This is a genomic window from Streptomyces sp. STR69 (genome assembly GCF_024519455.1).
Taxonomy (GTDB): domain Bacteria; phylum Actinomycetota; class Actinomycetes; order Streptomycetales; family Streptomycetaceae; genus Streptomyces.
Window position 1 is genome coordinate 670,162 of record NZ_JALJRY010000001.1, and the last position, 12,871, is coordinate 683,032.

Sequence of the window (12,871 nt, forward strand, 5' to 3'; positions counted from 1 at the left end):
CGGTCATACGTCCACGCCGCCCACCCGCAGCATCGCCAGCCGGGTCTGGTCCAGGACTCCGGCGTAGGTGTGGACCTCGTCGAGCTCACCGGTCAGGTAGTCCGTCCCGGTGCCCGCCGTGAGGCTCCGGCCGATCTGGAGGTCGCCGGTGGGGGTCCAGGTGTTCCTGCCCGTGACGCTCGCGGAGTCGGAGACGTAGATGTCGTCGACGTACAGGCGGAGTTGGTCGGTCCTCTCGTCGTAGACCACCGCGAGGAACTCGTCCTCCGCCGCCCCGAACGGCGAGGCGGGCGCGGTGACCGTGGTGGTCGGCGCGTCGGCGCTGTCCTCGTGGGCGACCACGGCCTGCCAGGACCGGGAGGCCGCGACATAGCGCAGGGTGAACAGGCCGGTGTGCTCCCCGGGTTGGGACAGCAGCGTCATGTCGTGCGTGGCCGTGTCCCCGTCGATGCGGACGTGGGTCGTCACCGAGAAGCCCGCGTCGGACGGGCGTACCGCGTCCGGTGTAGTGGCGTAGTCGCCGTCGCCGTCCAGGAGGAGGTCGCCGGAGCCCACCAAGGGGTACTGCGCCGGGGTGCAGAAGGGGTCCACGTCGCAGTCGTCGGTGGCCGTGTAGATCGACGCGTCGCCCGCCAGGGTGAGCGGCGCACCGCCCGCGTACTCGGGGCTGGCACCGCCGGTCGCCGACTCCAGGTCCCAGTAGCCCTGGCGCTGCGGGGTGCGGGTGGCGGCGGCCGTGATCTCCCCGGGGACGTAGACGCGGTCCCAGACGTTCACGTCGGTGAGCAGACCGTGCCAGTGCGCGGCGCCGCCGGTGTCCCCGGTGTCCCCTTCGGAGCCGAGCCGCAGGGGGCCCGCGCCACCGGCCGCGACGGTGTTCCCGTCCGTGGCGACGAGGTCGCCGTCGACGTACAGGCGGGCCGTGTGCTGCTCGGTGTCGTACACGCCGACGAGATGGGCCCACTCGCCCCGCTCGGGTGAGCCGCCGGTGAGGTGGACGGAGCCGCCGCTCACCGTGGGGAGCGCGAAGGACCAAGTGGGCGTGCCGCCCGTGGAGTCGGCAGCCAGGCCGAGGGAGAAGCCGGTCCGGCTCACGGCGGTCATGTCGCTGTCGAGGGCGTCCGGACGGACCCAGGCGCCGACCGAGAAGATCTTCGCCGGGTCCACCGCGGAGTCGAGCGTGGCGTACGCCTCGTCCGTGCCGTCGAACCGGGCGGCGGAGGCGATGCTCGTCCCGGTGGGGCCCTGCGCGTCGGGGGTGACGCCGGTGCCGGTGTCCGCGCCGGAGTCGTGCTGCGGGTCCCAGTGGGTGACCGCGGCCCGGCCCGACTTGACCCGGACGAAGTAGGTCGTCCTGGCGCTGACGTTCCCCGCGGCGTCGATCGCCTGGGCGTAGAGGTAGATCGGCCTGTTCGACTGCGGCAGCCAGCGCAGGGAGACCGGGGCGCCGGGCTCGGCCGCCGTGAGGGTCCCCGGAAGGCCGCCCATCCATTCGTAGCGGTACGACACCACGTCGTCGGACGCCGATTCGATGACGAAGGTGCCGTAACTGCCCACGCCGTCATGTTCGTTCGCGTCGTCGGGGTACTCCGCCGACGAGACGACCGGTGCCTGTGGCGCCACGGTGTCATCGGCCGCCGTCGCAACTCCCGTCAGGGCGGCGGTGGTCAGGGCCACGGCCGCGCAGGTCACCCCGGCGCGTCTCCAGTCGGACATCCTCAAGGTCAATCCCCTCCCAAGATCCGGTAAAGAGAGAATGACCTTAACTGCCGCCGCTGACAACGGAATTGATCGCCGCCGCGGCACCGCTCACAGGCTGTCGACGTCCAGGTTGGCAATCGCCGCCTTCGCCACCTCGCGGCCACGGGCCGTGAAGTCGCCCTTGCCCGGGTAGCTGATCGTGAGCCGGTACATGTCCCCGGCGGACGTCTTGTAGTAGAGGATCCTCAGTTCGCGAGGGAGGGGGTTCTGGGTGTCGTCGGAGTCGTAGACGACCGTGTTCTCGGCGGACGGTTCGCCCTGGTACGTCCCGGTCGGCTTCGGGACGGTCTCCGCGGCCTTCCCCATGTCGAGGTCGACGCTGCCGTTGGTCTTGAAGTCGCCGTTGTCCGAGTACATTTCGGCCGCCGCCGAGTCCTTGATGTAGCCGTTGGTGTCCTCGGACTTCTTGTCGAGGCTCAGGAAGACCCAGATGCTGCCGCTCGGGTCGGTGTACGTGACCCAGTGGCTCTTGTCCGAAGTGCGGTCGGGAGTGGCCCGCTTGTAGGCGGCCGGGACCGCGAGCGTGGCGGCCACGTCGGACTCGTGGTGCTTCTTCCAGCCGTCCGGCAGCGGCCCCGCGAACGGATCGGCGATCAGCACATACGCGGCGGCCACCGCAGCCGCGACGACCACGGCACCGAGCCCGAACCACACCCTGCGTCCCAACCGGCGTTTTCCCGCGGGCTGTTGGACGTACCGCACCTCCTGTGTGGACGCCGGAGCCGACGGGTTCGCCACCGATTCCAGGACGGCGCGCACCTGGACCGCGTTCGGGCGGCTCGCCGGGTCCTTGGCGAGCAGGCCGGTGATGAGGTCGGCGAGCGGGCCCGGCGCCGAAACCGGCGGCGCGGGCACGGCGTTGAGGACCGACTGCAGGGTGGCGGGGGTGTTGCTGCGGCGGAACGGGGAGACACCCTCCGTCGCCGCGTACAGGACCACGCCGAGCGACCACAGGTCGGAGGCGGGTCCCGGGCGCTGCCCCAACACCCGCTCCGGCGCGATGTATTCGGGCGAGCCGACGAAGCCCCCGGTGTCGGTCAGGTTGGTCTCGCCCTCGATCTGGGCTATCCCGAAGTCGGTCAGGACGACCCGGTCGTGGCGGCCGAGCAGGACGTTGTCCGGCTTGACGTCACGGTGCAGGACACCCGCCGCGTGCGCGGCTTCGAGGGCGCCCAGCACCTGGAGGCCGATCCGGGCCGCGTCGCGCGCGTCGAGGGTGCCCTCCTGCAGCACCTCGCCCAGCGAGCGGCCGGTCACCAGCTCCATCACGATCCACGGCCGGCCGTCGACCACGGCCACATCGTGCACGGTCACGACGGCGGGGTGGTCGAGCCGGGCCGCCGCGCGCGCCTCGCGGCGCATCCGTTCGAACGCGTTGTCACGTTCGCGTTCGGGAAGATGATCCGGGACGCGAGGCTCCTTGACGGCGACCTCGCGGTCCATCGTCTCGTCCCGGGCACGCCACACCGTGCCCATACCGCCGTGCCCGAGCTTGGCGAGCAGCCGGTAGCGCCCGGCGATCAGATGTTCGGTGCCACTGTCCCGCGAGGGGTGTGGCACCCTCGGTCTCGGTGGTTGCAGAACAAAACTCGTCGTCTCGTCCGACCCACCGCCCTGTCCCCCATCACCGCTCATGGGTCCATCCAATCGCGGCGACCGCTCCCGTATCCACAGGGAACGCGTTCCGGTCACACACCCGTGACTCGAACGGTCACCTATCTCCCTTTTGCTCCGGTACGAACGTGTCCAGCGCGACGTCGAAGTACTCCTTCGCCTCCCGCACCTTCCCGACCGGCGCCGACACCCACACGTCGTACAGCCGGCCGCCCTCCTCCCAGCACAGGTCGTAGGTGTGCCGGGGCCCCTCCGCCGTACTGAAGCCGTTCCAGGTGAACTCCCAGAGCGCGGCGGGGTGTCCGTAGTGGGTGGTGTCGGTGACCTTGCCGTCGTGGTAACCGGGGTTCGTGTCCGCCCCCTTGGCCGCCGCGCTCTTCATCACCGCGAGCGGGCCGCCCGCTGCGGGGTCGGACATCCTGATGCCGAGCCGGAAGGTCTCCCCCGGCGACATGTAGAAGATCCGCTCGCCCTGCGGGACGCGCACGAAGTCCTCCGGTACGGCGAGCGCGAAGCCGTCGGGGTCGTGGGCGACGCGGTAACCGGAGGGTGCGGTGGGGGTGTTGGCGCTCTTCGAAGGCGTGGGGGTGGGCGAGCGGGTGGGCGACGGTGACGTCGTACCGGCACTCGTGGAGGTCGACGGCGCCGAACTCACCGACGGGGAAGCCTCCTTGTCGTCCCCGCGCATCAACAGCGCCGCCGCCGACACCCCCGCACCCGCCATCGCCGCGACCAGCAACGCGGCCACCAGGACACCGCGGGTGGAACGCCGAGGGGGCGGCACCTCCGTGACGGGAGGTGTGGGTGTGGGTATCGACGGCTTGGGTGGCGCCAACTCCCGTAGCGGAACGTCCTGTTGGGTCGGCGTGTAACCGGGGGCCGGGTGCGCCGTGCGCCCGCCCGACGCCTTCGACGCGCGCCCTGCGCCCGCCTGCGGAGTGCGCCCCGTGTTCAGGAAGCCGCGCAGCATCCGCTCCGCCTCCGCCGCTCCCAGCCGCCGTTCCGGATCGCGTTCGAGCAGCCCTCGTACGACGGGCAGCAGCGGCCGGGCCTCTTCGGGTGGCCGGATCTCGTCGAACACGACGGCGTGCAGGATGCCGCCCAACGAGTCGCGCCGGAACGGCGATTCACCGCTCAGCACCGTGCACAGCAGCGCGCCCAGGGACCACAGGTCGGACGCGGGACCGGTCCGCACCCCGGACATCCGCTCCGGCGCGGTGTACTCGGGCGAGCCGACGAACGCGCCGTTCTCGGTGAGCGTCGTGGCGCCCGCGACCTGCGCGATACCGAAGTCGGTCAGGACGACCCGGGCGAAAGCGGCCGGGTCCGGGGCCGGGTCCGACTCCGGGTGCGCCCGGCCGGAGGCGGTCCGTTCGACGCCCATCAGGTCGGTGTCCGGCCCGTCAGCGGTGGTGTCCAGCAGTACGTTCGCCGGTTTGATGTCCCGGTGCAGGACCCCCGCCGCGTGCGCCGTGCGCAGCGCGCCGAGCAGGGCGACACCGATCCGGGCGGCCTCGGCCGCGTCGACCGGACCGTGGGTGTTGATCCGGTCGGCGAGCGAGCCGCCGTCGATCAACTCCATGACGATGTACGGCCGTTCGTCCTGCTCGACGACGTCGTGCACGACGATGATGTGCGGATGCCGCAACTGCGCGACCGCCCGCGCCTCGCGCAGCGTCCGGTCGCGGTGCTGCCGGGCCTCGTCCTCGGAGAGCGAGTCGTCCTGGGCGATCTCCTTGACGGCGACCTGCCGGCCCAGCAGTTGGTCGGTCGCCCGCCACACGACGCCCATGCCGCCGCGCCCGAGCCGCTTCTCCAGTCGGTAACGCCCGGCGATCACCCGGACGTTGTCCCCCTCGGTCCCCATGCGCACCATCATGACGCAACCGGAAGCGGTCAGCCCGAGTTGGGACTCCAGCTCTGCAGGACCGACTTGAACTGCCCGCTGGTCGTCGCCCAGTCCGCGGCCGGCGAGGACATGTAGATCGCGTACTCGATCCCGTCACGGGACGTGTACGTCTCCTCGATGGCGCGGCGCGGCCCCGGGAAGGACGTGTCCTTCGGCTGCGCGGTCCAGGTGTAGTCCCACACGGAGCCCGGACGATCGCGGAAGATGTTCGCCTCCAGCGTCCCCCGCCGGTAGTCGACCAGCCGTTGCAGTTGTACTTCCAGGTCGAGCTGGTGGGCGTTCGCGGTGGGGAAGTCCGGCGTGGGGTCGATGGCGATACGCACGAAGTGCTCGCCGTTGTCGGGCGTGTAGTCGACCTGCTGGATGTCAGTGACCTCGTCGCTCTTGTTGTCGGGGACATAGAGCTTCCGTACCCAGCCCTTGGGGAGCGATATGGAGAAGCCCAAGGGGTCGGAGTAGGTCTTCCAGTTGGCGGGAAGCGAGTTCTGCGGCGAGGTCGAGGCGCCTCCCGTGGGACTCTGCGAGGCCGACGTGGTCGGGGTGCCGCCCTGGTCCCGGTCCTGGTTCCACTTCTGCAGCCCCAGCGCCGTACCGCCGCCGACGAGCGCGGCGAGGACGACCACCAGGACGACCGAACGGAGCCGGCGGCGCTTCGGCGGAGCGGGCGCGGTGGTACCGAGACCCACGAGGGAGACGGGGGGCGCCTGGTTGTGCGTGGCCCCCGTCGCCGACGCGTACGACGGCGCGCCCGTACCCGCGTACGGCGTCGCGCCGGTACCGGGATACGGCGTGGCGCCGGTGCCGGGCGTGTCCGTGAAGCTCTCCGCCCGCGAGCCCACTCGCTGCGTCGGCAGCCACTCCTCCGCCGACCGCGGCCGTCGTCCCTCGGCGGCCTCCGCGAGCATCTGCTCGGTCTGGTCCGCGTCCGGCCGCAGTTCGGGGTCCTTGTTCAGCAGCGCGGCGATGACGGGCGCGAGCGGACCGGCGTACCGCAGTTCGCCGGCCTCCTCCTCGACGACGGCCTGCATGGTGGACAGCGGCGAGGTACGGCGGAACGGCGACCTGCCCTCGACCGCCGTGTACAGCGTGGCGCCCAGCGCCCACAGGTCGGAGGACGGTCCCGGGTCGGCGCCGCGGACGCGCTCGGGGGCGAGGTAGTCGACGGATCCTACGACCTCGCCGGTACGCGTGATGGTGCTGTCGCCCTCGATCTGCGCGATGCCGAAGTCGGTGAGCAGCACCCGCCCGTCCTGCCCGAGCAGCACGTTGCCGGGCTTGACGTCACGGTGCAGGACACCGGCGGTGTGCGCGGCGCGCAGGGCGCGCAGCACCCACAGACCGATGCGCGCGGCCTCGGCCGGCTCGATCCGGCCCTGTTCCTTGACCTCGTCGGCCAGCGAGTTGCCCTCGACCAGCTCCATGACGATCCACGGGCGGCCGTCGTGTTCGAGGACGTCGTGCACGGTGACGACGGCGGCGTGGTTGATGCGCGCGGCGGCGCGCGCCTCGGCGCGGGTGCGCGCCAGAAGTCTCGGCTGGTCGCTCTCGGACACGTAGAGCGCGGCCGTCAACTCCTTGATGGCTACGGCCCGATGCAGCACCTCGTCGTGCGCACGCCAAACCCGGCCCATGCCGCCGCTGCCGATCGATTCGGCCAGCCGATAGCGCCCCGCGAGGAGCAGGCCCTGCATCTGATTCACGTTGCCCCGCAATGCTCTTGACGGGCTCAGCGTAAGGACCGGCCCTCCGACAGGGAACCAGCGGGGTACCAAGGAGACCGCACTGTGACGGTTGTCGCTTCTGCGCCCGAACGGGAACCAATTGGCTTCGGCGCGCCGCCTCCGCGGGTCAGCCGGTGTACTGGTAGGTCGACGACGCCTGCTCGTACAGCCGTGTCACCTCGTCCCGTTGGGCCTCCGGGCCGCGTATCTGCACGATGTGGTAGCGGCCGTCGATGAGGAACACCATGTTGCGTACGAACAGGTCACCGCCCTGGCTGTCCGTCCAGGTGAACTGCCCTTCGGCCATGGTCTTCGCGCCCACCGTGATGGTCCGCAGGCCGGTCGCGGTGGCCCAGCTGGAGTCGCGGTAGGGCTGCAACTCACGCTCCGTGTCCCGCTGGTAGACCATCGGGTCGCTGCCGTACTTCGTCGCGCTGTCCCGTCCCGCCACCACGATCAGCTCGAAGTCGCCGTGGGAGTAGACCACTTGGCCGCTGCCGTTCTTCGGCGTACGGGTCCAGCCCTTGGCGACGGCGACCTGGAACCCCACGGAGTCCTTCCGCAGCACGAAGCCGTCGGCGACGTTCGAGCCGGTCTGTGTCCCGGTCGAACCGGCAGGCTGGGAAGGGGTGTTGGAGGCGGAGTCGGAGGCTTCGGGCGAGGTCTGGTCGGGCTGCGGCTGACTGCTCGCCGCGGCCGACGACTGACTCGGCGCCGGACTGACGTCCCCCGCCGCCCCCGTCCTGTCCCCCTGCCCGGCCCCGGTGTCCTCCCCGGACTTGGGCAGGAAGAGCATGGCGTAGGCGACGGCGCCGGCCAGCAGCAGGAAGATGAGCACCAGCAGGGTCCGGCCGAGCCGCCGGGGCGACCCTTCGACCTCCTGCTTGGCCCGCTTGTGCCGCCCGTGCGGACTGGTCGCGGGCAGCCCGGCCCGCCGCCTGCGCACCAACTCACCGCGCCGCCGCACGATCGGCAGCCGCCTCGGGTCCGTCGGCGGAGTGGCGACGACATGGGCACCGGCCTCGGGCTCCGGCGCCGAACGCACCAACGACCGCAGCCAGCCCCGCAGTTCCTCGAAGTCCAGCCGCTCGGTCGGGTCCTGCCGCAGCAGCGACTCCACGACCGGCCGCAGCGGCCCGCACTCCTCCGCGAAGGCGGGCGGCTCCGCGCACACGAGCTGCACCAGCTCGGCGGTCGCCTCCTCCGGATAGGGAGCGTGCCCCTGCACGGCCCGGAACAGCAGCGCGCCGAGCGCCCACAGGTCGGTGGCCGGACCGATCGGCGCGGCCAACTGCCAGTTCTCATGCACCGGTACGGCCTGCTCCGGCGCCCACCGCTCGGTGACGGGCCCCACGACGGTCATCCGCACCTGCCGAGCCCGCTCGGCCGCCAAGGCGGTCGCGGGCCCGCGCCGGACGGGAGCACCGGCGGCGGCCAACTCGTCCCAGCGGGCCGGGGTTTGGGAGTGGGGCTGCGAGTAGGGGTGGGGCTGGGGGGAGTTGTCGGGAGCGGGGACGGTGGCCGCGGTGGGAGGGACGGGCTTGCTGAGGCCGGGGGCGTGCGGGTTGCCGGTGCCGGCAGGGGGCTGGCCGGGGAAGTAAGGGGCGCCCGTGGGAGCCGTGTTGGGCTGGCCGGTGGTCGTGCGGGCGGCGCCGTGGGCCGAGGTGTCAGCACCGGTGAAGGTGTCCGTCGGGGACGGCGCGGCGGGACGCGGCGCGGCGCCGTGCCAGGAGGGGGTGTTGCGGACGCCGTAGGGGTCGGCGATCTGCCCCGGCGGCGTAGTACTGCCGCCCGTGTGCTCCACCCCCCTGCCACCGGCGTACGGCGGCTGCGGCGACGGCAGCGCAGCCGAACCGCCCGTCTGTGCCCCGCTGTTCTCGCCCTCGGCGGCGGGCCGGGCGCCGGGCAACGCGGGCCGTCCCGGCTGCTGGGTCTCCTGCACCCGGGCCGCGGCACGCGCTCCCGCCCGGTACGCGGCGATGGCCCCGGCCCGCGCGGCCCGGACGTCACCGCCGGTGTCCACTTCCCTGCGGGCCAACGCGGCGGACGCCCCGCTCCCGCCACCGCTCTCCACCCCGACTCCGGGCAGCCCTCCGGCAGCCCTGGCCTCGATGGCGGCCCGCCGAGCGGCCTCGGGGTCCACCCCACCGGGACTCACGGCACGGTTTGAAGCTCCGGGTCCTTCGTCGTGGCCCGCAGCAGCCGGGGCTACGGCACGGCCCGCACCACCGGGGCCTACGCCGTGGCCCGCGACACCGGGTCCGCCGACCGCGCCGCCGAATCCGATCGCGCCGCCGCCGGCAGCACCGGTACCGGCGACACCACCGGCGGCTCCGGCTCCCGTTCCGGCTCCGCGGAAGTCACCGGGTATCGCAGGGGTCGTAGAGGCAGCGGGTGCCGTAGAACCCGTAGGAACTCGGGGAGTTGCGGGGGCCGTGGCGCCGCCGTGGTGTGCGGTGTGTCCGGGGTGTCCGCTGCCGCCCTCGGCCTCGCCGTCCTGCGGTGGCACCGGGTCGTAGCCGCAGAGTGCCTCCTCCGCCGCTCCGACCGCGAGGCCGGTCAGCATCACACGGCCGTCGTCGCAGACCAGCACCGTGCGCGCGGTGATGTTCCGGTGCACCCAGCCGTGCGCGTGCAGCACCCGGAGCGCCATCAGCACATCGGCGGCGACCTCGGCCGCCCGGTACGGCGACAACGGCTTCTCGACGAGCAGCGCGGACAACGGCTGGGCGGACACCAGTTCGCTCACTATCCACAGCGAACCGCCCTCGGCGAACACGTCGAAGACCTGGTCCAGCCGGGGATGGTCGGGGATCCGCGCCGCGGCCTGCGCGGCCTCGACCGCACGCCGTACCGCCGGATCGGTCGGCCGCCGCGTGGCGGTCCGCGCCGCGGACGGTCGCCGTGCCCCGCGGTCGCGCGCCGTGAACCCGTCGGGCAGCCCGTCCTCGCCGAGCACCTCCGCCTCGACGACCTCCGGCAACGGCACCTGGCGCACCAGGACTTCCTGCCCGCTGTAGGTGTCGAAGGCCCGGGTCTCGGTGAGTTCGTACTCGTCGGAGGGCGGCAGCGGCAGGCGGTAGCGGTCGGCGAGCACCCGACCCGCATAGTCGTCCACGTTGCCTCCCCCGGCCGCCCGGTTGGTCAATTCCGTTCGCCTTGCGCCCCGTTCCGCCTACTCACCTGGATGCGTACGGTCCGCAACCACTCACGATACGTGCCGGAGGCAACCCGCAAAGAGGGGTTGACGTATCTGGCACGCCAAACCCGGACCCACCCGCCTCACGACTTCGGTTCGAACGTCTTCGTCAGCGTCGTCCAGGTGTCCTTACGCAACTCACTGTCCCAATTGGCGGCTTTCGCGGTGTACATGAGCGCATAACCGAGATGACTGTTGACGACGAATCCGCGGTCGATGGTCCGGTACTTCGTCCCGCCGTCCGTATAGGTGAACTCCCAGTCGGCCGTCTTCCAGCTCCGGTAGTCCACCTCCTCTATTCGGATCCGCGTGTACCCGGAGCGCGTCATGTACTGCTCCTGGTTCTCCCAGTCCGCCACCGGATTGTTCTTGGGCGTACTGGTCCAGGCGATCAGCAGCTTCTGCCCGTCGGGGCCGACCAGCCGGACTCCGGCGGAGTCCGTCGACTGGTACGACCATCCGGCGGGCAGGCCTATGGAGAACCCCTGGCTTGCGTTGTACGTCTTCACGACTGCGGCGCCGTCCGAGGAGCCGTCCGTCTGGTCACCGCTGCCGCCGGACGCGCTCGTACCGGTGGACGTCGATGTACCGCCCGAAGCCGACGCCTTCGACGAGGAGTCGGCCTGCGGACCGCCCGTGCTCGCCGTGTCGTTGTCGTCCTTCTTGGTATCGGTTCCGCCGCTCGCACTCGCGCTCGCGCTGGCGACCGTCTTGCCGCCGTCGTTCTTCTTCGACCCCTTCGAGCCGCTGTCGTCACCGCCGCCGAGCGTGAACGCCAGTACGACACCGATCACCGCGAGCACGACGACCACCGCGATGATCACCAGGGTCCGCTTCGGCACCACGTCCGTGAGCGGCGCCCTCGGCACGGACCGCGGCGGCAGATCCGGCGGCGTCATCACGGGCCACCCGGAACTCCGCCCACCCGAACCCGAGTTGGCCCCCCGCGCACCCACCTCGTGCGTCGCACCGGGGTCCTTGGCGCCGGGGTCCTTGGCACCGGCGTCCCGCAGACCCGTCTCCCGCAGCCCCGACGCCTGCACACCCAGGTCGCGCGTACCCGGGTCACGTGTACCCGAGTCCGACGCACCGGCCTTCGCCGACGCACCGCCGGCTGCGGCACCCGAGCCGTCGGCCGCAGCACCCGAACCGGTCGCCGTCCCGGAACGGGTCACCGAACCGGAGGCACCCCCCGACCGAGCCGAAGGCACCCCGGGCGTCCGAGGCTCGGCAGCAGCAGTCCCCGAGCCGGCCGCCGTTGCGCTCTTCGTACCGCTGGAGTCACCGGCCTCCGAAGTACCGGAACCACTCCTGCCCGAAGCGCTGCCCGGGCCGGCCGCACCGGTCCCGGGAGCAGCCGCACCGGCACCCACGCCCGTGCCACCCGGCTTGCCGGCAACGGAAGTTGAAGCCGGACCCTCAGCGGAATCCACACTCGTGGCCGGACCCGCAGCCGCACTCGAACCCGCCGCCGCCGAAGTCGCCGCCCCGGCTCCCGCCGAACCCCCGGCGGCCTTCCGCATGGACCGCAACGCCCCACGCAACCGCTCGGCCCCCGCCGAACTCCCGCCGCCGCTCTTCTTGCCGCCGGACCCCGCGGGCCCCGGCTGCGCGGGCAACTGCACCACCGTCGTCGCGTCCACCGGCGGCACCGGCTCCGGCTCGGCCTTGGGCTCGGGCGCGTGGATCACCGCGTTGAGCATCGCCCGGGCACCGGCGTCGTCGAGACGCTGGGCGGGGTCCTTGTTCAGCAGGCCGTAGATGACGTCCTTCAACGGCCCGGCGTTCTTCGGCTCCTCCAGCGGCTCGGTCATCACCGCGGTGAGCGTGGCGATGGCGGAACCCTTGTCGTACGGCGGTACGCCTTCGACCGCCGCATACAGCAGGCCGCCGAGCGACCACATGTCAGCCGCCGGGCCCGGCTTGTGCCCGCGGGCCCGCTCCGGGGAGATGTACGAGGGCGCGCCGACGAGCATGCCTGTGGAGGTGATCGACGGGTCGCCCTCGACCTGCGCGATGCCGAAGTCGGTGAGCACGACCCGGCCGTCCTCGGCGATCAGCACGTTCGACGGCTTCACGTCGCGGTGCAGGATGCCCTCGCGGTGCGCGGACCGCAGGACGTCGAGTATCGCGAGCCCGACCTCCGCAGCGCGCCGCGGTTCGAGCAGACCGTCCTCCCGGATGGCCTCGGCGAGCGACTTGCCCTCGACCAACTCCATGACGATCCACGGCCGGTCGTCCTCGTCGACCACGTCGAAGACCGTCACCGCGCTGGTGTTGCGGATGCGCGCGATGGCCTTGGCCTCGCGCAACGTCCGTGTGATCAGCCGCCGTTTCTCGTCCTCGTCGATGCTGGACGGGAACCGCAGCTCCTTGACGGCGACCGTCCGACCCAGGGTTTCGTCCTCGGCACGCCACACCGTGCCCATGCCTCCGCGGCCGAGCACTTCTCCCAACCGGTACCGCCCGGCGAGAAGACGCTCGTTCTTGTCCTGACGAGTGTCCTGACGGGATGTCCCCGCCCGCTCCGCCTCCGACATGCGTCCCCTCATGCAACCCGCCCTGACAGAGCCTCCATTGTCCCCCACCGAACAAGTGCCCAACGCCCAGGGGGCCTCTCGCCGCGCACCCCCCGCACATCCCGTCGGATATCCGGCGCAGGTCACA

At 71.9% G+C, this 12,871-nt stretch carries 6 protein-coding genes; all 6 read right to left on the reverse strand.

The window, feature by feature from the left end; all coding sequences use genetic code 11:
• Nucleotides 1-3: 3 nt before the first annotated feature.
• The 6 genes from OC490_RS03130 to OC490_RS03155 all read right to left on the reverse strand — a co-directional run bounded on the left by OC490_RS03130 (nucleotide 4) and on the right by OC490_RS03155 (nucleotide 12,744).
• On the reverse strand, nucleotides 4-1,716 hold the full coding sequence (locus OC490_RS03130) for a LamG domain-containing protein (RefSeq protein ID WP_262056174.1): 1,713 nt from the start codon (nucleotides 1,714-1,716) through the stop codon (nucleotides 4-6).
• Between the two features lie 93 nt (nucleotides 1,717-1,809).
• Complete coding sequence (locus tag OC490_RS03135; protein ID WP_262056175.1) at nucleotides 1,810-3,396, reverse strand: serine/threonine-protein kinase; 1,587 nt, start codon at nucleotides 3,394-3,396, stop codon at nucleotides 1,810-1,812.
• Between the two features lie 76 nt (nucleotides 3,397-3,472).
• Complete coding sequence (locus OC490_RS03140) at nucleotides 3,473-5,242, reverse strand: serine/threonine-protein kinase (protein ID WP_262056176.1); 1,770 nt, start codon at nucleotides 5,240-5,242, stop codon at nucleotides 3,473-3,475.
• Nucleotides 5,243-5,271: 29 nt separating this feature from the next.
• Entirely contained in the window at nucleotides 5,272-6,975 is a 1,704-nt protein-coding gene (locus OC490_RS03145; protein ID WP_262056177.1) for a serine/threonine-protein kinase, read from the reverse strand.
• Nucleotides 6,976-7,132: 157 nt separating this feature from the next.
• Nucleotides 7,133-10,123 (reverse strand): protein kinase, encoded by a 2,991-nt coding sequence (locus OC490_RS03150; RefSeq protein ID WP_262056178.1) that lies wholly within the window; start codon nucleotides 10,121-10,123, stop codon nucleotides 7,133-7,135.
• Between the two features lie 164 nt (nucleotides 10,124-10,287).
• Nucleotides 10,288-12,744: a serine/threonine-protein kinase gene (locus OC490_RS03155; RefSeq protein WP_262056316.1), complete on the reverse strand. Its 2,457-nt coding sequence runs from the start codon at nucleotides 12,742-12,744 to the stop codon at nucleotides 10,288-10,290.
• Nucleotides 12,745-12,871: the final 127 nt, after the last annotated feature.